Origin of the sequence: Nocardia nova NBRC 15556 (genome assembly GCF_001613005.1) — a bacterium.
Classification (GTDB): Bacteria; Actinomycetota; Actinomycetes; order Mycobacteriales; family Mycobacteriaceae; genus Nocardia; species Nocardia nova.
This window is the reverse complement of the sequence record NZ_BDBN01000115.1, coordinates 1-23,280: the sequence shown is the minus strand read 5'-3', so window position 1 is coordinate 23,280 and position 23,280 is coordinate 1. Positions and strand designations below refer to the sequence as shown.

Here is a 23,280-nt window from a genome sequence, read left to right as displayed (position 1 = left end):
GCCGGTGACGCCCGTGGCCGCCTGCGCGCCCGCGCCGCCGACGGCCGACAACGACTGCACCATCTGTAGCGCCTGCGAAACGTATTGCGTCGCATTGCCCGCCGCGCTACTCGAGCTCGACGCGTTGGTCGCGAGCGACATACCGGACGGTGTGGCGCTGAGCCGGGACGTGGTGCCGGCCACGGACTTCAGCGAAGCCTGCGGCACCGCGACCCGCTGCGCGGCGACATTCGACACCCCGTGCGGCACATTGGTGATCTTGACCTTCTGGCCGGTGTGCGCCATCTTCGCGCTGTGCGCGGTCAGCTCGACCCGCGTCTTGGTGACCACGGCGAGCGCCTCGGCCAGTGTCTGCGCCGACATCGCCAGCACGAACACCTGCCCCGGCGGGGTCACGATGAACGGCGCGGCCGCCGCCAGCGAGGTCAGGTACTTCGAGGTGATGCCCGTCATCAGCGCGTTTCCGGTGAATACGCTGCCGGCCGCGGCGGTCGTGCCCAGCGACATCTGCGCGCCCTGGCCCGCCACCGCGGTACCGTCGGCGGCCGCCTGGGTCGATTTGGCCGCCGCCGACAGCGCGCCCGCGCCCTGCCACAGCGACATCGCCGTCTGCATCGCCGTGGTGCCCAATTGCACGACGGTCTGCAGCACGGCCGAGATCTGGGAGAGCACCTGCGTCGGGTCCGCGCCCGGGCCGGCGCCGAGTTTGCCGGTGCCGAAACTGCTGGCCAGATCCGTGATCGGTTTGGTCAGCGCGTGCAGGTCGAGCACCGGCAGCGGCGGCAGCTGCGGCAGCGGTGGCGCCGGCGGCAGCTGCGGCAGGCCCGGCAGCCCCATCTCCCGCAGTACGTCGTTGACCGGACGGTCCACGATCGACCCCATCGCGCTCTGGCGCAACAGGTCGACGATCGACCGGTCCAGGCCCGGTTCCATCACGCGCGGCCGATTCCGCCGAGCAGGTCGGCGTTGTCCTGGTCGGTCGTCGCGTAGGTGGCGGCACTCTGATGCGCGGTCACCGCGGTACCGGCGTGCACCGTCGCCAGCTCGACCACCGAACTCAGGTGATTCGCCTGCGCCAGCGCGTATGTCGCGAGAAAGTCCTGACCGATCAAACCGAAGACCGGAACGGCCGCGGCGATGGCCACCGCCTGGTTCACCGTGCCCGCGGAGAGTGTTTCGGTGGCCATAGCGGCCGCCGTGTCCCCGTAGCGACGGATCGCCTCCGGTACTGCTACCAACTCGCCCATCTGAAAGCCCCTGCCCGGTAAGCCGATTCGCGCTCGCGTAACCGGCGGATCGAACATCTACCGAGCAATTGCAACAGGCGTCGACGTAGATTGGCACGCGCGCAGCTTAAGAACGCGTTACGCGTCAGTGAATCTCGCGCGTACCGGCGCCGTTCTCCTCGTTGAATGCGGCGATCAGATCACCGCGTTGCGCGAACGCACGGGCGGCGGCGCTGCGCGCGGTGGACACTACCACCTGCTCGAACTCCGCTGGGGTGAGCCGATTCACCAACGGTGAGAAAACGAGATCGAGTAATGCGCCGTTACCGTCGACCTCCACCGTGACGGCGCCGTCCGGTGAGGTTTCGCGGGCCCGCACCCCCGCCATCCGGTCACCCAGATCGCGCATGCGTTCCAGTTGCCGCTCCGTGCGGGCGACCAGCTCGTCCATCACCGAAACACCGGACAGATCAGGCATATTCGCCATCGGCTCCCCTTCGGTCGCGTCGTCTCCGGCGTCGTGGCCTACCACTCCACCGACCTCAGCCAGCTCTGCGGTTCCGTGTCGTACTCCTGCTCGTCGATCAATTCCTGCCGTTCGACCTGCTCCGCCGTGGGCAGTCCGGTCAAGGCGAGCAGGTCGCTGCCCAGCCCGGCCTCGGCGAGTTGGCGCCGCCGTGCGAGTCCGGCCCGATCGGCCGCGCGTGAGCACAGCCGGAGCAGTTCGGCGGCCAATTCGGCAGGTTCGCGGCGTAATTCGCTCGCCTCGATCGAAATCCGCAGCGGCAGGCCCTGTTCGGTCGTCTCTACCGCGATCGAACCCGATCGCGTTGTCGCGGTGGACATCATGCTCCTCGTTGTCGGTCGGAATCGGGCACGGTGGCGCCGGCCGGTCAGACGCGCTCGTCCTTGATCGCGCGGACGACGGTGATGATCTCGGCGTTGATCGCGGCGATCAGTCCCTGCCGGTCCACTCCGGCGGCGGTGCGCGGCGGGCCCGCCTGGATCACGTAGCGGCCGTCGCCGGACAGGTCGCGCCAGTCCAGTTGCCGGACGGTACGACCCCTCGGGCCGAAACGCGATACGCCCTGGGCTATTTCGATGGAGCCGGAACGCTCCGGGACGATATCGAGAAAGCGCTGTCCGGCGGCGTCGTCGGGCTCGTCGTAGCTGTCCCAGAGTTGCGGGGCACCGCCCGCACTGTCGGCCGATACGTAGTGCGCTTCGGTGACGCCGGCCGCCGATTCCGGATCGGGCGGTAACAGAATGTGCCCGGAGCCACCGGCCTCGACCTGTGGCAGCGCATCCGCGACCATATCGGCCAGCCGCAGCGGATCGCACTGCACCATGGTGAATCCACCGGCGTGCAACAGGGTGCGCCCGGGCAGCTGGGTGAGCAGGTAGCCGCGATCCTCTCGCCGGGCGGCCAGTAGCCGGACCGCTCCCTCGCCGCGATGCGGGTCGTGGCCGTCGAATCCCGTGACCAGGACGGCGAGATCGGGCCGGGTGCAGTCGCGCACCGCGTCGAACAGGGTGTGGTCGGGCCGGGCCAGCATCCGGTCGCGCAAGCGCGTGCATTCGCGCTGGAAGTCGTCCTCCAGCGGAATGTCGGTGGTGTAGACGAACGGACGCGGTGGCCCCTCGTCACCGAAATGCCGCCACATGACGACGAATTCGAGATCGGTGAAGCTCCAGCTGCGGTTCATTTCTCGACGACCGGCTTCACGACCACGGGCGCATCGCCGAGCGCGTCCTCGAGATGCTCGACCGAATCCAGATAGGCGGGCCGCTTGTGCTCCTTGCCCTGCTGGTTCTGCGCGCCCGCCCCGGCCGCACCCGGCGAACCGGGAGTGCCCGCCATCGGCGCGGCGCCGGCGCGGCCGGTCGCGGAGTCGACGGTGGTGGCGCTCAACGCCGTGCTGAGCATGCTCGCCCGCGGGAACAACTTGGAGGCCTGCGCCAGATCGCGATTGAGCGCGGGTAACCCCGGCAGCCCGGCACCGCCGCCGGGCACACCGCCACCGCCGCCACCCGCACCGCCTCCGGCGCCCGCGAGGGCGGACAGCGGATCCGAGCCGTCCATACCCGGAATGCCCAGTCCCGGAATATCGCCCAGCCCGGCCTTGGCCAGCGCGTCCTGCTGCTGTTGCTGCGTCAGGGTCTGGGCGACCTGCTGGAACGCCTGCATCAGCTGCTGCGCACCCTGCTGCGCGGCCGACATCAGTTGCTGGACAGCGGACATGACCTGCTGCTGTTCCTGCTGTTGCTGTACGGCCGCCTGCTGCTGCTCCTGTTGCTTCTGCAGTTGTTCCTGCTGCTTCTGTTGCTGTTGCTGTTCCTTCTGTTGCTGCTGCTGGGCTTCCTTCTGCTGCTTCTCGTATTCCGCGGCCTGTTTCTGCTGCTGCGCCAAGGCCTCGCGCTGCTGCCGGGCCGCGGCCTCCTGCGCGGCCTTGGCCTGTGCGTCGTTGGGTGAGCCGCCCGGAGTCGTACCGCCCGGCGGGGTCGCGCCGCCGGGCGGGGTCGCGCCCCCCGGAGGATTCTGGCTGCCGGGCGGGTTCTGACTTCCGGGCGGATTCTGGCTGCCGGGCGGGTTCTGACTGCCCGGTGGGTTCTGGCCCGTCGGGTCGTACGGATTGGCCGGAATCTGGCCGAATGCCGCCGCGGCCGCGGGCAGTACCGGAACATGCGACGAGGACTGGTTCATCCCGAAGACATAGGTACGCCGGAAACTCTCGCGCACCGTTTGAATCCACTGCTGTTGCGTCTTCGCGTCGGCATCGTTGTTCGGCGGCATGCTGTACTGGGTCTCGTTCAGCCACCCCGAGGTGTAGACGAGCAGATCGCCGGTGCCCCTGATCGCGGTGGACAGCCCCGGGATGCTCTTGCCGTAGGCCTGCACCGCCGCGACCGCGGTCTCCTTACCCGGTCCGCTCCACTTGTCGACGGTCACCGAGTCGATCTTGTTGAGCAGATCCGAGTAGACCTTGTTCACCTCGGTCGCCATCCACCACCAGGTGCCCGCGTGGTTGGCGAGGTTCTCGGCCACCTTGTTGACCCGGATGTAGTTGCCGACCTGGAACAGGTCGTACCAGCTCATGTAGTCCGGCGCTTCGGGGCTGATGGTCGAGGACTGGAACGACTGCAGTCCCGCCTTGTTGTCCATCGCGTTGACGGGATTCTTCAGATCGTCGTTGGTGGCAGGCACTTTCGGCGGGTCGCCCATCGGGTCCAAGCCGTCGGCGTCCCACATGTAGTCCGGTTTGCCGCTGACATTGTCCAGTAGCGCGGAGTTGAAGCCGTCCATCTTCCCGTAGGCCTTGCCGGCCGCGATGAAGGTGTCGATCATCTGGCCGAGGATCGTCTTGTGGTCCTCGAAGACCGTCTTCAGATCGGTGGCCTCGGTACCGAACTTCTTGCCCAGCGCGGTGCCCGACGCGAGATTCGAGACCGGCGAACCGGCGGTGAGATCGTCGGTGTAGAGCTGCAACGTCTTCAGCGCGGCGATCGTGTTCTCCGCGGCCGCGGCCACCTCCAGGGCCACGTCCGGCTCGAATTTCAGCGCATCGTTGCCGGAGGTGTGGTTCTTCGTATAGTCACTCAACGCCGGCCACGGATTGCCCGTAGCGACGGGCGTAGTCGGATCGGGCGCCATCGATCGTGCTCCTCGAATTCGGTAGCAGCGGAAGCTGCGCGTTCACCCCGTCGGCGATACCGTCCGCAGGTCGTCCCCCGCCCGCGCCGATATGCCGAATAGCAAGTCCCACATCATCTTTCGAACAGCCTGCGACCTGCGAGCAACACCGGCGGCAACGGCGGTTGAACGCGGGGTGAAACACCGGCGGCGAGTGTCACCCCGCCCGCAATGCGCCGCGCCGCTCCCGGAACCGCTGTTCGAAACCCTCGACGTATACCGACGGCGCGATCGAGGACGAGGACTGTTCCAGCACACCGTCGTCGGCGACGTAGAACACGGCCCGCCCGATCGCCACCTCGTCGGGTTCGGCGGGCACGTACACTATCCAGCCCACCGAGATCCGGTCCGCGTGCAGTCGATCCAGCGGATATCCGTCGGTATCGATCCCGGCCTCGCCGATGTGACCACGCACCCGCTCGAGCGCCTCGGCCCGCGGCAGCGGCGCCGGGCCCGTCGGCGTCGCACCGGCCAAGGTGAGCTGGTTGAATGCGCCGTCGATATCGAAGCCGCCGTCGTCGCCGAAGACGGCGACGAGGGTTTCTCGGGTGACCACATCGGCCTCGGCCGCGGCGACCAGAGTGTCCACCGCGGAGCGCAATTCGTCGTCGGCCTCGCCGTCGATCAAGCCGCGGATCACCTGCGCGACGGTGGCCGAGGTCCACACACCCGGCAGCGCGTCGCTGAGGTGATCGGCCGAGGGCGACTCACCGCGATACCACCGCCCGTTCTCCCACCAGTAGCAGAACGACAGCAGCCCGTCGCCGAAGCGCGGATTGAGCACCGAATTCGACACCCATTCCGGTGCGCCGGCATACAGCCGCGGCAGCGGTGCACCGCCGTTGTAGGCGGCATCGAGCGCCGGCGCCTCCCACACCCCGCCGGAGAGCACGGCACGGCCGCCGGGCAGGAGATACAGCGTGCTGCCGCCGCGCCGGGCGCCCTCGAACCAGCCCAGCGACGGCAACACGCGCGGGCCCCACTGCGATCCGGCGGCGACGAAAGCGGCCGCCATCACCGCCCACCGGCTCCACAGCGTGGGCAGCTCGGGAAAGTCGTCGTCCGACAGCACGGGAACCACACCCTCGGCTCGATCGGCGCGCGCCTGCCGGGCCGCGACGGTCGGCGGGCGGGACTGCCGGTCGCCGTGCCCGATGTAGGCGCCCAGCCAGACCGGCACCCGATCGCGCGGATATGCCTGCAGGTCGGCCAGATACGCCTCCGGCGCCAGCAGTTGATCGTCGGGGAACGGTTCGTCACCGTAGTCGTAGTCGACCTGCAGATGTCCGGCCCGGTCCAATCGGACGAACAGGCGCCACCAGGGACCGCTGTCGAAGGCCGCGGACAGGTCGCGGTGCTCGCGCACCAACTCCAGGACCGACTCGGGCGGATCGGCACGCAGCACGCGGTCCTGGTCGTCGGTGAAGACGACCTCGCCGCCGCCGACCACCACCGTGAGGGCGAACACGGCCGTCAGCTCGTGCCACCCCTCGGGCGCGACCGCCGCCAGTTCGCGCGCGATCCCGTGCGCCAATTCCCTGGCGCGCGCCTCCGGATCGACTGCCGTCGCGATGGATTCGGGCATTCCGCCGCCGAGAGTGAAGCCTACGTCCGGCTCGTCCTCGGCGGCGGAACCCGCGGTGTCGTGCGATGGAAGATCGGCCCGGTCGTCGAGTGCGGGATCCGGCGCGGCGGCCGCGGGTGCGCTGTCCGGTCGGGCCGGCACCGGTGTGGTGTCCTGCGGGTCCGGGGTGTGGTCATCGGGGCGGGTCACGTCGCGGTGTTCTCCTCGTTCGCGTCCACCGTCCGGCGCGGCCGGCTGCGGACATCCTCATCGGTGCGATGCTCGGTAACAGTGTGCGGTGCTGCGCTTTTCACCGCACACCCCGGACTGCGGCGAAGATCTGCGTTCGGCGTGCGGGATTGTCGAGCACATCGCGGATCCACAAGCCGAGGTCGAGTTCCGGTTTGCGCCGGCGATAGCGCACCGTGCACACCGCCAGTCCCGCTCGGGTCACGGTGAAGTCGGTATGCCGGCGGCCGGCACGCTGCCAGTGCACGATCACCGCCAGATCGTCGGCATCGATCAACTGGCCGGCGACGCGCAGGAAGAGCCGATCGTCGGTGCGGAAGAAGACGAACTCCACGCCGTCGAGATCGCCGTACACCCCGCTGAACGGACCCATCGGCTCGGCGGCCTCGTGCAGCGATCCGGTGAGCGGATCGACCTCCGCGCAACGGTGACCGTTGAACTCCTGTACCAGGATGCGGGGCGCAGCGGGAGTCGGCGAGCCGGGCGGGTGCGCGGGGTGACGTGCCGGAGTGGAGGCGGAGGCCGGGTTGTTGCCCTGCGGCATCGGTGGGGCGAACGGTGGGAAGCCGTTCTGCGGGAAGTTGTTCTGCGGTTGCTCTGCCGGAACCGGTTGTACCCCAAGGTTTCCCGCTGCGCCCATTGCCGGATCACCGAGGGAGAACGGGCGACCGACCGAGAATTGCCGATCGTGGGCGTTCCCGTATCCGGCTCCCGGGTCGTATCCGGTGCCGTGGCCGTTCCCATTGCCGTACCCGGCCCCGTACCGGTCGGCACCGCCAGGCCCCTGCCCGACGCCATGATCCGGCGGGATCGCTGCGTGTGGACCGTCGGATACCCGCGGTTCAGGGGCCGGCTGCGGCGGAAGCTGCTGTGGGACAGCAGGTTCAGGCATGTGAGGAATCGCGCCCAGCGGATCGCCGAATGGGTTGAGCCCGGCTCCGGCTGGGTTCACGTTCCGCTCGATACCCGCGCCCGGCAGCGGGAACGGTTGCGGGGCGGCATTGCCCGGGGCGCCTGCGTCCGAAAGCCATGGCGGTACCGGGATGTTCGGCTGAGCCTGCGACCCCGGCAGATGCTGGTGGTCGTGGGCGTGATGATGGTGGTCACCACGCTCGTGGCCACCGTGGTCGTGACCCCCGTGATGGCCGTGGCCACTGTGGTGGTGGTCATGACCGTCGCCGCCGTGCTCGTGGCCACCGTGGTCGTGATCCCCATTGTGGCCGTGGCCGCCGTGATGATGGTCATGGCCGTGGCCACCGTGGTCGTGATCGCCGTGGCCGCCGTGGTGACGGTCATGACCGTGGCCGCCGTGCTCGTGGCCACCGTGGTCGGGGCCGCCATGGTCGTGATCATTTCCGTCGTGGCCGTGGTGACCGTGGTGACCGTGATCATGCCCGTGGCCGTGCCCTCGGTGATCGCCGTGGTGATCGGGGTCGTGACCGTGATGGTCGTGGTGGCCACCGCATGGGTCGTGATGGCCTACGCCGGGCTGTCCCGGGCCGGGCTTTCGCGGCGGCTGATGCGGCGGGGGCTGATGCGGCGGCGGCTCGTGCGGCGGCGGGGTCGGAATCGGGGTGGGCGGAAGGTTGACGTCGATGCGCTTCGGTGTGTAATCCGGCCAGTCGAATTCGGCGTTGTGCGGGACGTGTGGGACCGGCGTGATGTAGGGCTTGCGTGGATCGCGAGCACGCGGGTTCGCGCCCGCACGATCGGGCTCACCACCGTCCGGCGGCTGCTGCCCCGCCCGCCGGCCGATACCCGTTCGGTCTCCGGACTCCGAATCCGTTCCGTCTCCGTCCGAGCCGGACGCGCGCCGACCACCCCCGTGCGGTTGCGTGGTCCGCGGTTCCTCGGCCCGGTCCCCTCGGGATTCTCCCTTCTCTCCGGATTCCCCGGCGTCGGCATCGCCCGACGACCCGCGCGCCGTATTCGATTCGCTCCCTTCACCTTCCGAAGGGATGCCGGGACGCACCGGAGCCACCGGCCGCTCTCCACCGTCGTCGGCACGCCCCGGCGTGCTCCGACTGCCTTCCGGAGCTTCGTCGGTTCCCGGCTTACCGGCCTCGGTGTCGTCCGCATTCGGCCGACCCTCCGCTTCGTCGAGAACACCGTCGGCAGCACCGAGCTCCCGATGCTCGCCGCCGACCACACCGTCGGCACCGCGTGGCTCGACAAGCCCGGTCCTGATCTCACCGCCGGCACCAGGCGGCGTGGATTCGGAGCCCGGCTGCTGCGGACGAGGGGCCTGGGGCGGTGCTTCCAAGGCGGCGACGAAGGCTCGGCCCTGGGAATCCACGGTCAGGCGGATGTAGCGGATCTCCGCGTCCGGATGGGCCAGAGCCTGTGCCAGTTCCGGATGAGCGTCGACGGCGGCATCGAGTTCGGCACGGTGCGGAGACCCGCCGGAACCGTCGGAGCGCAGGCCGACCACGATCACGATCGGATGGTCGCCCTCGATGATTCCGACCCGGTTCGTCACCGGCCGCGCGCCCTGCCCCGCGAGGAAATCGGGTCCGGCCGCATCGGTGATTCGCTCGGTGAGGGCGAAGACCCGGGTGCGTACCTCCTCGTAGGCTCGTGCGGCGCGCTCCCGCTCGCTGCCGGTGGCGGCGTCCCGTTCGGCGCGCAACCGGCCCAGGTCGCCGGCGAGACGGGCACGTTCGGTCGCCAGCCGCTCGACTTCGGTTCGGCCCGAGGTCAATTCGTGTGGCTCCATCGGCCCGGGCTGTCGCAGCGGCCCGTCGCCGGATGCCGGCCGAGCCCGATTCCCCTCAGCGGCCTGTTCGTCGGGCCCGGCCGCGCCGAGGTCGTCCAGCCGGCGGGTGAGATCGCCGCGCATCCGCCGCAGCGTATCGGGCAGTTGCCTCGGCTCCACCGCAGCTTCGGGTTCGCCGAGGCGTTCCGCCCAGACGAAGTGCTCACCCGGGCCGGCATCGGCGAGCTGTTCCACGCGGCCCGCACGCAGCAGCAGATCCAGCAGCGGGTCGCGCGCACCGGGGGCGGGCAGGGCACGCAGCGGCCCCGCCTCGCGTGCCGCCACCTCCTTCAGAGCCTCGACCGGGTTGCGGGGCAATCCGGGGAAGCGTTGCCGCGCACCGGTTTCGGCGAGGATCTCGGCGGCGCGGCGTTCACGCGGCGAAAGCCACGAGGGGTCGGGCGCGGGCGCGTCGACCGCATACGGAATCCGCGACATCCGCAGGGTCTTGTCGCCGTCGTGCTCGGGCGCATCGGGCGGCAATTCGTCCGGATGGACCGGCACCCCGTCACGGATCACGAGATGTCCGCTCAGGCGGCGCCGGTTGGTGTCCCAGTCGTAGCCGTACCGAGCCGCTTCCAGGTCGGCGTCGTGCCAGGTGGCGTCGTCGTGGTCGGCGAGGTACCTGGCTTCGACGTAGGCGTCGTCGAGCAGCAACAGATCTTCGTTGTACGGCGTGGTCCGGCCGTCGCCGTCACCCTCGCCGGTGAGCCGCAGCCAGGCGTCGGCCACATGCGGGAGCCGGTCGTAGGTCTTCTTGACCATCCTGCCGGTCGGGTCGGCGTGGTCGCGCACCCACATCTCGTTGCGCATGAGGTGGTCCTTGACCAACTGGATGCGCTCGGTCAGTTCCACGCGGGTGAGCGCAGTGCCGTCCGGATGCCGTGCCAGGTTCAGCGTCTCCCGCCGGGCGCCGCCGGGGTCGGCGGGGTCCAGCAGCGGATCGCGGGCCCAGGTCAGCAGGTCGACGATCCGGTGCACATCGGCATTGCCGGTGTCGTCGGCGAATTCACCGATCACCCGATCCGCCCAGCGCTGCACCGCATCCCAGCGCGCGACGTCGCGGTCCTGGCGCGGCGTGGACCACTCCACCCGATCGCGCGGCGGCACGTGATCGGCGGCCGACCAGGGCCGATGCGGCGGCTGCAGATCGATCCGCGGCCCGGCACGCCAGCCCTTCCAGCCACGGAACGAGCGCACCACGGGGATCTTGCGCAGCACCGGATGGTCCGGATCGAAGGCGCCGTCGGGCAGCCAGGTGGTGTGCCCGCGCACCCACTCCCCGATCTCCGGCCGGCGCTGCAGCGGACCCAGCACCCACGGGTGCTTGCGCGCCATGTCGTAGAGCTGCACCCACCGCTTTCCGATGGTGTACAGCGCGCCGTCGAGCGGCATGCCGTGATGGGCTTCCTCGTCCCAGCCCGGCGGCGGCTCCGGTTTCGGCCCCGGTCCCTGATGCCACCACAATTCGGCGCGGCCGGCTTCGCTCAGCGTCAGGATCTGCTCGTAGCTCAGCTCCGGCCAGTGATCGGTCAGGAGCCGAAGTACCAACGGCTCCACCATGTTCTGGAACGGTTCGGCGCCCAGGGTGCCGCTGAACCCGTCCGGCATCTTCTCCTCACGCTGCCGATACGGGATGCGGGAGTTGTCCGTACCGCCGAACGCCGCCCACCCCTTGGGCGGCAGCCGCCAGCCGTCGACTTCCTTCTGCCAGTATTTGTCCAGTTTCGTGCCGCGCGGCAGTTCCGGCTGGTAGGCGCGGAAACCGCGGGCCTGGCCCTCCCGGGTGTCGTGCCAGTGTCCGTCCGCGCCGCGCCAGCGCACCATCGTGTCGCCCGCGAACGGCAGCGCGTCTCGGCCGAGGCGGCCGTGCGCGGGCAGCCCCGTGCGCTCGATCTCCACCGGCGCCATGGTCTCGATCCGCGCGCGGATCTGACCGGCGCCGTCGCGATCGCCGCCGGCCAGCTCACCGGTGACCGACAGCCGATCGATGGTGGTGGCCGGATCCTTCAGCAGCGCGGCCAGATCGGGATGCTGTGCCAGCGCATCCAGCAGCGGAGCGTCGAATCGATCGTCGGCCGGCCGTCGCGGTCCGTCCGGATCGTCGGTGCGGAACGGGACGTCCGGATGGTCGAATGCGGCGCGACCGGCGACGACGATGAAACGGGCCGGGCGGCCGCCGGTTCCGTCCTCGTCGGGCGCACGACCGTGGTCCACCCACACGTTCTCGCTGATCCGGCGCACCGTCGGCGTCTCGTCCGTACCCACCGCGGCCCGCCAGTGGTCGGCGACGGCATCGGGCCACGCACCCGTGAGAGCGACCCGCTCGTCGTTGAAGCGGTCGATCTCGTGTTCGGCGCGCTCCACCGCTTCCTCGGCATCGGCGAGCCGGCGCAGGTTCTCGGGGGTGCGCTGCGCGGGGTCGTCGAGGAGCCGGGACAGCTCATTCCTGATGCGCCGCAACGGTTTCGCCCGCTGGACCGCGGCCCGGTGCTCGTCGGCCACCCGGCCCAGTTCGTCGCGGACCGCTTCGGCCTGCGACGCGTCGTGGCGGGCACCCTGTTGTTCCAGGTCGTGGATCTCGCGGTCGATGGCGTCGAGCCGGTCCTCGAAATGGAACAGCCGGTCCAGCGCCTCGGCCAGCTTGTCGACGTGGTCGGTCTGCTCCCGCTCCTGTTCCGGATTGAGCTGCTCGTGCCGCGCGACGTCGAGACTGTCCGGGCCCGCGCTGTCGCTGACGTAGCGCCCGGTGTCTGCGCGCAACTGACGCAACGTCTCCGACCAGCGGTTGCGGCTCAGATCCACATCCCCGAACGGGTCGGCGCGATGGTCGACCTTACTGCGCCAGAACTCGAGATCGGCTGCCACATGGGCACGTTCGCGCACCTTCGCGTCGAGTGCCGCCTGCGGATCCGCCGCCGGCTCGGGGTTGTCCGCCGGACGAGGCCCGTCCGCGTGCGGCTCGCCGGATCCCGGCGCGTGCGGCTCGGTTCCGGCTCGGCGCGGCTGCTCGAGTTCGGCGGGGCGGTGCGTGGCTCCGTCGAGTTCCGTTGGGGGCCGTTGCATGTCGCTGAGCCGAACGTGTCCGTCGGCGTCGACGCGAACCTGCTGGAACACGAATTGGCCGTCGTCGCCGAGCAACGCGCGGCGGACAGCGGGGTAGAGCACATGATCCGGATTCGCGCCTGGCGCCACCACCACGAGCCGGTCCGGTGCGCCGTCGCGGCCCGGAACCAGCCGCGCCACTTCCGGTTTCGGATTCGCCGGGCCCACGGGCCGCCCGTCGGCGCCCAGCGGAAGGCCCTCGTGACCGGCCAGGACGTCGCGTGCCGCGAGTAGCGCGGCGTCGGCCGCCACCCGGTCGCGGGCGGCGACCAACGTCTGGTCGTGCACCCGCAACAGCCCCAGCAGGGCCTTACCGAGCGATTCGGTCTCCTCGGCCCGCGCCTCCTCGGCGCGGCGGTCCTCGAAGAACTTCTGCAGGTCGGCCCGTGGGATATCCGCGCGATTCCACAGTTCGTCGGCGCGGGCCCGGCGCTGGACGATCAGATCGCGCACCGCTGCGGCCAGCTCGCGCGGCCGCATCCGCCAGGCGTCGTCGATACCCAGATGTTCGGCGAGCCGGACGATCTTGGCGAAGTTCTTGTCCACCTGATCGTTGCGGCGATCCAGTTCCGCGCCGAGGTCGCGCAGCTGTCTGCGCAGCGCCCGGGTGCCCGGCTCGTGTTCGTGCTCGTCGCCGCCGGCGATCCAGTCTCCGGGGCGACGCACCGGATCCGGCCGCGCGGCAACGGGTTCCGTCGATGCCGGATGGTGCTCGCTCACCCAGATGCGGCCGTTGTGGTCCAGCTCGAGCCGGTAGTAGACGGCGTCGAACCCCTCGGCCGCATGCCGGATCCGCTCCCGCGCGGGCAACCGGAGCTCGGGATCACGGCCCGATCCGACCCCGACCCACCGGCCGCGCTCGCCGGGGGCGCCGTCCACTCGCATGTGATTGGGGGCGTCGAACCGGAAGCGACGGTAGGAGACTCCGGAGATTCGCGGGCCACGATCATCGAAACCAGCTCGCAACTGCAGCATTTCGCGTTCGGCGGCATGCTGGGCAGCGGCCCGGCGGGCGGATTCGTTCGCCGACGCCGTGCGGTAGCGGTCCACCAGCTCGACGGTCGCGCGCCGCTGCCGCTCGGAGATGGTGCCGCGATGGTTGTTCACGGCATCCCGGACCGCACGTTGCAGTTCCGGCCGCGACAGCCCCTCCGGATCGACGCCGAACTCGCGGGCGAGCCGCTCCAGCCGGGGCAGATCGACGGTGCGGCGATCGCCGAGTTCGATGGACAGTTCGGCACGCCGCTGGGCCGGCGGTGCCAATCGGTCGCGGATCGCGTCGGCGACCTGATGGTCGGACGGCAGCGGCACACCCAGGCGCGCGGCGCGGCGGTCCACCTCCAGCCGCGGTGCGCCGCGGTCGAGATCGCCGATCAGATCGCGCAATTCGTTTCGAACCGCCGGCACGGTGTCGGCGGCATCGGCGGTGCGGGCGATCGTCTCGCGCAGGATCTCGCGCCGTATCTCGTCCGGCCGCAGGCCCAGATCGTGAGCGCGCGCGGTCATTCGCGTCCAGGCGCGCACTCGCGTGGTACCGGCATCCTTCAGATCCCGCAGCGCCTTTCGCAAGGCACGCGTCACCGGACGGTGCTCCCGCTGTGGGCCGTCCTGATGCCATGTCTCGCGCGTGGACCGTTCGGCGCCGGGCGGCTCGGGCCGGCGCGGGAGCGCCACGGTGCTCGAATCCCGTTGTACCTGGGAGTTTTCGGATCCGTCATCCCCTTCCCGCAGCGGGCTGCCGTCGTCCGAACCTCCATTCGTCGGGGGCTTACCGCCGGCGCCACCATCGATCCCGCCACCGGCGGCATCGGGTGCCGGTTGCGCGCCGGGTTCCGCCTGGGCGCGCGGCGCGGCACCGCCGGGCCGGTCACCGCCCGGCTTCGCGGGTGACCCACCCGTGCCGTCGTCCCCACCACCGGAATCGGCACCCGGCTCGTCGCCACCGGGTTCGCCGGCGGAGCCCTCGTCACCGGACGGCAGTTGTTCTGCGGGTTTCGCGGCGGGACGCTCCTCGCCGGCCGCCGGCTGCTCACCAGCCTTCGCACCAGAACCCTGAGCGCCGGCTGCCGACTGGTCAGCAGGCCTCGCGACAGAACCCTCCGCACCAGCAGCCGGCTGCTCACCAGGCCTTGCACCAGGCACCGCAGCACCGGGACTGTTCCGGTCGCCGCGCTGGGCGGAACCTTGATCACCGCGTGCGGCGGGGCGGCGACCGTCGGCGGACGCCCGTTCGCCGGGAGCCTGCGCGCTCTGGGGATTCGCGGCACGCAGCTGCCGTTCCTCGATCCGGGCGGCCTGGTAATCCCGGGCGGCGCGCATCATCTCGCGGCGCAGGCCGTACAGCTCGTTCAACCGCTGCTGGGCGCGGTCGCGGGCGGCGGCCCACTGGTCCGGGCGCAGATCGTTGCGCGCGATCCTGGCCTGATTTTCGGCCGACTCGTCCTCGATCCGGCGCTGGATCGCGGCCTCCAGATCACGCGCGTTGCCGTGGTCGGGAAGGCCGAGTTCTCTTGCGATCCTGCGCAATTCGGCATGTGCCGCGTCCTGTCGAGCAAGCGCGGCGTCGATCGGATCCGGCTGCGCTCCCTCGACTCTCGACGCCCCCTCCCGCGGTTCTCCGCTCCCCGGCGTCTGCTGCGATTCGGGTGCCGGCCCTGCCTGCTGTTTCGTCTGCCCCGTCTCCGGCCGCTGCTCGCGGTTCTCGGCCCCGGGCTCGGCGTTCTCCGCGTCGGGTCCTGTTTCCGGTGCATCAGCACCCGAGCGCGGCTGTCGCAGCGGCTTTTCGACTCGGTTCGCCGGATCCGTGGCCGGGTCGCCAGGTGCGCTCTCCCGCCCCGGCTCCGAGGTCCCGGTGACGCCGTCCTGTTTCGGTGAGGCGGTCGGCGATTCCGGTTCGGGCGCAGCGGGTTTCGGCTCGTGTGTTCCGGCAGGCGATGGTGTCGGTTCGGTGGGTCCGCGGTGGTCGCCGACGATCTTCCACAGCCAGTCGGCGTGCTGGGCGGCTTGCCGGGCCTCCCATTCCGCTTGATCGGCGCGCATCCGAGCGGCCCAGGTTGTGGGACCTTCGGGACCGTCCGGATCGCGAGCGACCATCTCGTCGGCGAGTTCGCGCATGCGGATGGCATGCCGGGCCGCCATCCGCGCGTCCCAGCTCGCATTCTCCGCGCGCATGCGCATGCCCCATTCGGTGGGGGACTCGATGCGCGGTGCGGTGGCACCGGAATCGGCTGCGGGGCCGTCGTTGTCGCCCGGACGCGGTGGTTCCGAGGGCGTGGAGGCGGACTCGCCCGCGTCGCGGCCGCCGGGTGTCTGCGAAGAGGCTCCATCGGGGTCCCCGCCTCCGGGCTCCGGCGGCGGTGCACCCTCCTCCGGTGAGCTGGGCGGCTTCGACGGCGGTCCCTGCGGCGGGGTAGCCGCCGCGCCGTCGTCGCCCTCCTCGCCTTCGGACAGCTCCACATCGCGTGCCACGGCCGCGCGCAGTTCGGCGTCCAGATCCGCCACCCGCACGTCGTTGTCGTGGAATTTGCGCGTCGCCTCGAACAGCGCGTCGTGCCGGCGGCTGAATTCCTCGAACCGCCTCCGGTAGTCGGCGAGATTCTCGCCCCGGACGGTGCGCGACCCCAGTTCGCCGAACAGATCGTGCAGGGCCGAGCCGTTTTTCAGGTCGTCGGACAGCAACTCCTCCGGCGTGACGCGGAGTTCGTAGGCATGGGCCTCGATATAGCTGCGGGCCCGTTCGCGCTCGGTCCAGGCAGCCGCCCATTCCCGGCTGAGCCGATCGATGGTCGCCTGCCGGTTCTCCGGCAGATCGGCGACCGCCTGGTGATAGCGATCGTTCAGTTCCGCCAGCGCCTTCAGATCGGCGGCCCGCTGTCGCAACTCCTCGCGCAGTTCGCGGTGCACCTGCTCCCGCTGCGCCGGAGTCAGCCGCTCGTGCTTTTCGATCTTGCCGTCCCGATAGGCCTCGTAGGCCCGCACGTACTGCTCCGGAGTGGCATCGGTGAGGTCGTGGCCGAGCAGCCGGGCCCAATCGCGATTCGGCCGCGATCCGGACGCGACCGGCCGATCCGGGTCGGGTGTGCCGAACAGCCGCTGCCCGTCACCGATGATCTCCCGCAGGTGGGTCAACGCGTCCGGATCGTGCATCGGCACTTCACCGTCGAAAACCCGCGGGTCGGTCGCGGGATCGAAACGCAGACCGTTCGTGAACGGATCCGTGTCCGCGAGGGTCCGGATGAAATCGGTCAGCGCCGCACCGGTGCCGGGGTCGCGGAGCCGGCCGCGGATCAGCGAGGTCAGCTCGCCGGGATCGATGCCCTGTGGATTGCGCTGATAGTCGAGTTCCTTCGAGTACTTCTTCGGGAATACGTCCTCCGGTTCGCCGCCCAGCGCGCGCACGAGATCGTCGCGGGCCTCGACCAGATGCGCCGGATCCTCACCCCGCCCCTTCAGATAGCTCGCCAGCTTGTCGTAGTACTTGACCAGCTGCTCGACCTGCTGTTTGCGCAGCGCGTTGCGGGTGCCGCGATCGGCGATCGACTCGGCGACCCGCTCCGGCGTCGCGTGTTGCGCATCGTCGATGCCGGTGGTCTGCGCGAGCCGGTCGCGCGCATTGGCCAGATCGTGGAAGGACTCGATGGCGTCGCTGGTGCGCGCGTGGTCCAGCAGCGCCTCGATCTGCAGTGCGCGCAGGTCGTTGGCGCGCAACTCGTGTTCGATCAGTTCGGGTGTGATCTGTTCGGGGTCCAGGCCGAGCTCGCGCGCGAGATCGTCTCGGACGGAACGTATCTGCTCCGGTGTGCGGGCCTGCGGCGCGACCGGGTCCGGCTCGGCGGGCGGCTGGGTGACGTGCCAGGTGCCGTCGGCGTCGCGGACCAGCAGTCCGTCCAGATGCCGGCCCTCGACGTCCACCGAGATCGCCCGGCCCTCGATATCGCCGACGTGGCGGACGTGCGCCTGGTTGTTCGCGTCGACGACGACCGTCCACTTCTCCGCCCGCACCTCACCGTTGTTGAGGCGGGCGGCGAGCCCGGGATGGCGATCGAGGGCCCCGGCGAGCGTCTGTTCGTGGTCGCCGTGCACATCCAGGACCACCAGCCGGCCCGGCTCACCCGGACGCTGCGGCGGCAGCTCGCGAATATCATTGGCGGGGAAGCGTTCCCGGAACTCCGCCACCCGGTCTGCGAAATCGCGGATCTCCCCCGCACGTTCGTGCGCTCCGTCACGCAGGTCGTTCAATGCGCGGTCGAGCTGGTCCGGTTCGAGCCGGGACAGTTCGGCCGCGAGCAGATCCGCCCAGGTCGCCCGCTCGTCGCGGATCTGGTCGCGCCGCAGCGCATTCTCGAAATAGGTCCGCAGGCCCTGGTCGCGGCCCGACTCGTCCTCGGGGTCGTATTCGATACGCTCGTCGGGGTTTTCGACGTTCAGCACATCGAAGTCGCGGCCGGATTCGGCGCCGTTGTTCACGCCGCGCCAGTTCAGCAGGCCGGGATCGTCACCCTGGGCGATGACCACTTCCTTGAGAAATCGGCCGAGCGGATTGTGGTCGGTGATCGACTGCGGCCGGTACGGGATATCGGCGTGTTCGGCGTTGTAGCGGTGCGCGGCGTCGCGCAGGGCCTCGATGACGGCGGCCCGGCGCAGATTCTGGTATTCGGCGGTATCGAGTGCGCGGCGCAGCGTCTCCGGGCTGATATCGGTCAGGTCGATGCCCAGTCGATCGGCGGCGGCCCGCAACTCGTCGGCTGGATTACCGTGTGGCGCTTCGGCTTCGCCGTGCTGAGGCGCGGGATGGCCGGGCAGGTCATGGGGCTGTGATTCATCGACCAGGTGGCCCAGCCCGATATCGCGCAGATACTTGTGCATCGCCGCGACCTCAGCCGGGTCCGCGTCCTCGTTCCAGTACGCGTACTCCCGCCCGTCGCGGGTGCGCATCGGAATATGTTCGCCCGCTTGCAGATCCATGCGAGCGGTGAGGTGGTTCAGCAGCGGTGCGTGTTCCCGGTTGATCCAGAGCGTGAACGACTCCTTCAGCAACCGCGCGTAATTGATGCTGATGTCGTGGTCACCGAGGGTCTCGAGCGCGTGGATGTCGAACAGATGCCCGAAATCCTCGGTCATCTCGGTCTGATATTTGCCGTCCTGACCACTGCCCGACGGATATTTCGGATAGTGCCCCTCGTACCCGCCGGTGAACCGCTGCCACAGCGAACGCAGCCGCCCCGGCTTCGCCGGTTCGACCTCACCGCCCGGCGTGTGCTCACCTTCGCCGACCGGCTCGACGGATTCGACCCGCCACCGACCGCCGCCGTCGGCGACCAGCCGCAACCGCACATGCTCACCGTCGACGGCCACGACGACCTCGCCCCGCCGCGGCGGCTCGCCCGGGGCCGCGCCCGGCGTGGGCGGCTCGCCGGGTGGACGACCCGCACCACCGGCACCGTCGGGCAACTCGGGACTGTCCACGTGCGGTGCGCCATCGAACCCTTCGGGGCGCCGGAAAAGCACTGTGACGCCGGTGTTCTCGCCCAGTCGGCCGTCGAGACCGGAATCGCCCGGCAGCTCCGGATCGCCGAAGGTGACCTCGGTATAGCCCAGCTCTTCGGCGAGCTTGCCGGTGAACGTCCGGCGCGCCGATTCTTCCGGCGTGAAGCCGTCTTGCACTCCCGCGTTGAAACTGTCCAGATTGTCGGTCAGCGCCCCGCCGTCGTACCACTCGTCCTGGATCGCTTCGACCCGGTCGCCGAGCTCGTTCATCAGATCCCGGAACATCTCCCGCCCGGACGGCGTGTCCGGACCGACGTTCACCTCGTAGTGGAGCACGCCGTGCTCGTCGACCCACCCCTTGATGCCGTAGGCGGTATCGCCGCCGTAGGTATTGATGTAGGTCGATCCGCCCGGATCGGGTGGCCCGGCTGCCGGACGAGCGGACTGCCCGTCGGTCGACTCGTCCCGGGGCGGATGCGCGGAATCCCACGCCTCGCCGTAACCGCGCGCGTAACTCGCGCCGCCGTCGGGCGCATGATCACCCATTGCCGGGCGGATGGCGTCGACACCGGCCTGGTTCGCGATCCGGTCCAGTTCGGCGGCCCGCGCCGTCGCATCGCCCGGCAGGTCGTCGCGCGCGGCCGCCCGTTCGCGCGCCGCGGTGAACGCGTCGCGGTAGATCCGCTCCAGCGGACTGGTCGCGATGTCGTGGCCCGCATCGCGCAACTGTGCGAGCGCGTTGAATTCCATTGCGTGCGCGTCGGTTTCCTCGTCCACCATATGGTCGACGTATTCCTCGCGCGACATCCGATCGCGGTCGAGCACACCGTCGGCGGCACTGCGCTCGTGCGCCCGCTGGGCATGAATGGCGGCGTGGACCATAGCGGCCATCTGCTCGCCGTCGGTGCCGCCGATATCGAGGGTGAGCCGGTTGCGGGCGGGCTCGTACCGATGACCACCCCCGGAGTCGTGTTCGATGGTCACGCCCCGGGCGTGCAGCGTGTCGACCGCCCAGGCGCCCACCGGCACATCGGCCAGTGTGCGTTCCAGCTCGGTGACGATCGCCTCGGAAGCCCGCGCCGCGAGGTCCTGCGGCTCGACGGGTTCGGCCGGTTCTTCCCGGGCGGGCCCCGGTTGGTCGGCCCGCTCATAGCGGATCTCGCCGTTGTGGCGGGTGTCGACGGTCAGGTATTCGGGCTCGACACCCGGGCGGGCCACGCGCTCCACGATCTCGGGCGGCGCCGCCCGCATGACCCGCTCGTGATCGCCGGGCCCCGCGGCGACCATGATCCGTTCCGGTTCACCGGGAATCACCGCGAAGTGGTCACCGAACACTTCGGCGCCCGGGGCATCGGCGATCATGTCACCGAGCAGCCGGCGCGCGACGTCCGCGGCGGCGGTAGCCCGCAGCCGGTCGACCTCGGCCAGCGCGTTGTGATGCCGATCGACCAGATCCGACATCCGTCGCAGATCGTGGGCCAGCCGACGCAACTCGGCGCGGCGCTCCGGTGGCAGCCCATCGCGGCCGAGTTCGCGCTCGACAGTGCGCAGCTGATCGGAGATCAAGTGCTGTACCATATCCCGGCGCATCGTCGGGTCGTAGGGGATGCGATCGGCCACCCGGTCGGCGACGTGGGCTAGTTCCTGCGCATGCTCGTTCAACCGCACGGTGGCGATATGCCGCTCGAGTGCGGCCGAGCGGATGCGGTCGCGTACCACCGGATCGTCGGGCACGTAGCGGATGCTCTGATCGGTCGGAGTGCGGGCGCCGTCGTGCGCGCGATCCCAGATATCGCGGTAATGATCGGCGTAGGTTCGGCCACTGTCGTTCGGCGGGACGTGCTCGAGGTAGTTGCGCAGATGGTCGACCGCCACCTCATGTGCGATCTCGTGCGCTCCCGGGCCCTCGAGTCCGCGCAGCGCGCGCTCGTAGGCATGGCGGTAGGCGACCTCGGCGGGGTGTTCGGCGATGTCGTAGCCGAGTTCACGCAACTCCGCCGCCAGCTGGAAGCGGCGTCCGGAGGCCATCGCCTCCTCGTGCACCATCTCGCGCACATAGTCGTCGCGCGACAGCTCGAGGGGGCGATCGGCGGGGGATTCGCCGTTGAGATACCGCTCGGCGTGCACGCTCTCGTGTGCGAGGGTGAGTGCCTGAGCGATCTGGCCGCGTCCCTCGGCGTACAGGACCGCCGTGATGTCGCGGCGCCGGAACGATCCGGATCTGCCGTCGCTGTGCGACCCCTGATCGATGTGCTCGCGATAGCGGCGATCGGTGAGTTCGCCGAGAATCCTTCTGCCGGTGGGTGTTCGGAGCAGCAGTTCGTGCACCCGGCCGACATTGTCGTCGAGCGCCTGCCGGATGCGCACGGCAGACGGGTCCTGCTGCCGCGCAAGGGCTTCCCGATGTTCCGGAGTGAGCGGGTGGATGGGACGCCCGCGGTGGTCGAACAGAATCATGTGGGTGTCGTGCAGATCCGAAGGCACGCTCGCCGGGTGGTCGGTCACCACCCCCGTACTCGGATCGCGCACCACGATCCGCCCGCCACCCTCGTGGACCATGACGTAGGCGTGCGCACCGACTACTCGGCGACCGGGACCGGCGTGATAACCGTCGACCACCAGTGCCGACGCCCCCTTGCGCATCCGCGAGAGCCGCCGGGCGATCGCATCGTGGTCGCCGACCTTCACCATCCGGCCACCGGCGTCCGCCTGAACCTCCGCGGCGGTCATCCCTTCCGGTCCGACGGCGCGCTCGGGCAGCCGGATCGTCTTGCTGCCGGTGAGATCGCGAATCAGCTTCAGCGCCAATTCGGCACAGCGGCCGCGGGTCGACTCCGGCCGCGAAGTCGCCGGTTTCGCCGCCTCCGGAGCCCCGGTGTGATCGGTCTGCTCGCTCCGCGCGGAACGCGCCGGCTGATGGTCGCCGACCGGCGCCGGCATGGGCGGGGCGCCCGGCACCAGCTGGTCTTCGGGCCGGTCATCGCTCGTCTCGTCGCGGTCGTGCCGGGTGCCGTCCTCGCCCGCCTCGTGAACCGGTTTGCGCACCGTACCGTCGTGGTTCGCGTCGGCGGCGGGGCGCCGTCGTGGTCCACCCGGTTCCGCATTCGATTTGTCCTGCGCGGCATCGTGTTCGGATCGGGCCTCGTCCGGATGCGACGGGTCTCGCGCCGGATCGCCGGTGTCGTCGCGCGGCGTACCCGCATCGTCGGCCCGGTCGTGCCGCACACCCGGCTCGTCCGGATGGTTCGAGACGCCCGAATCCGCGTCGCGGGGTGCGGCGGCATCGGCGTGAACCGCCGAGTCGGCGTCCCGGGAGGAAACGGACTCGTCGGCCCCCGGTACAGCCCTGTCGGAATCGCGGGTAGGCGCGCGGTCGTCCAGCGGGCGGGCACCGTCCGAATCACGCGGACCGGCATGCTCGGCATCCCTCGGGCCGGCATGCTCACTGACGGGCGGCTCGGTGCTGTCGGAATCGCGCGGGGCAGACGCGTCGGTGTCACGCTGCTCGGGGTCCCGCCGGCCCGTCTCGTCCCGATCGCGCGGGGTGGAGGTGCCGGCATCGCGCCGCTCGGGGTCGCGTTGGACCGTCTCGTCCGTATCGCGCGGGGTCGACGTGTCGGCATCGCGCCGCTCGGACTCCCGTTGCGCGGGCTCGGTCGAATCGCCCGGATCTCGGCCGTCTCCGCGCGCGGGCTCGGCCGACTGCTCCGGCGAATCCTCGGCACGCGCGGGCCGATCGACTTGCGCCGCATCCGGTTCGTTGGACTCCGGTTCGTCGGCACGACGCGCCCCCGGCTCGTCACCCGCGGTTCCTTCGTCGCGCCTCGCGGTGTCGTCACCAGTTGTGGCTTCGTCGCGCCTCGCGGTGTCGTCTCCGGTTCCGGCCTTGCCACGAGTTCCTGCCTCATCGCTCGTGGCCTCGTCACGCGTTCCGGCGCCGTCCAGATCCCGCAGTGGCGCGGGCTGACGTTCGGGTGCGCGTACCTCGTCGCGGGACGCCGGTCGGTCCGGCCGTTGCGCGGTGGGTTGATCGGATTTGCTTGGGGTGCGAGTGTTTTCGGGACGTTCGCTCGCGCGTGTCGGTTCGGACCCGCGTGGTTGGTCCGTGCGCGGGCCGGCACCGGCGCGGTCTCGCGGCTGGGCGGTGTCCGCGCGGTCCGGTTTGGCGGTGACCCGTTCGCCCTCGCTCGCGCCGGGCCGGGTC

8 protein-coding genes are annotated in these 23,280 nt (G+C 70.3%); all 8 read right to left on the bottom strand.

Annotation, left to right across the window (positions count from 1 at the left end):
* On the bottom strand, positions 1-936 hold a 936-nt coding region (locus NN2_RS32185; RefSeq protein WP_156511533.1), incomplete at its 3' end, for a hypothetical protein.
* Positions 933-1,247, bottom strand: a complete 315-nt coding sequence (locus tag NN2_RS32180; RefSeq protein ID WP_030513423.1) for a type VII secretion target — start codon at positions 1,245-1,247, stop codon at positions 933-935. The genes NN2_RS32180 and NN2_RS32185, both read right to left, overlap by 4 nt.
* A gap of 124 nt (positions 1,248-1,371) precedes the next feature.
* Positions 1,372-1,758, bottom strand: coding sequence for a YbaB/EbfC family nucleoid-associated protein (locus NN2_RS32175; RefSeq protein ID WP_231953388.1), 387 nt, complete (start codon positions 1,756-1,758; stop codon positions 1,372-1,374).
* Complete coding sequence (locus tag NN2_RS32170) at positions 1,752-2,072, bottom strand: hypothetical protein (RefSeq protein ID WP_063018659.1); 321 nt, start codon at positions 2,070-2,072, stop codon at positions 1,752-1,754. Before NN2_RS32170 ends, NN2_RS32175 begins: the two co-directional genes overlap by 7 nt.
* A 47-nt stretch (positions 2,073-2,119) precedes the next feature.
* The gene (locus NN2_RS32165) at positions 2,120-2,932 is read right to left on the bottom strand and encodes an ESX secretion-associated protein EspG (RefSeq protein ID WP_063018653.1); all 813 of its coding nucleotides are present in this window, start codon (positions 2,930-2,932) and stop codon (positions 2,120-2,122) included.
* Positions 2,929-4,878 carry a hypothetical protein gene (locus NN2_RS37515; protein ID WP_063018651.1) on the bottom strand — a complete coding sequence of 650 codons (1,950 nt, stop codon included), beginning with the start codon at positions 4,876-4,878 and terminating at the stop codon, positions 2,929-2,931. Before NN2_RS37515 ends, NN2_RS32165 begins: the two co-directional genes overlap by 4 nt.
* 196 nt (positions 4,879-5,074) lie before the next feature.
* A complete protein-coding gene (locus NN2_RS32155; RefSeq protein ID WP_082857432.1) occupies positions 5,075-6,691 on the bottom strand; it encodes a hypothetical protein in 1,617 nt (538 codons plus the stop codon).
* Positions 6,692-6,791: 100 nt separating this feature from the next.
* Positions 6,792-22,301 carry a hypothetical protein gene (locus NN2_RS37955; RefSeq protein WP_218022083.1) on the bottom strand — a complete coding sequence of 5,170 codons (15,510 nt, stop codon included), beginning with the start codon at positions 22,299-22,301 and terminating at the stop codon, positions 6,792-6,794.
* Positions 22,302-23,280 lie beyond the last annotated feature (979 nt).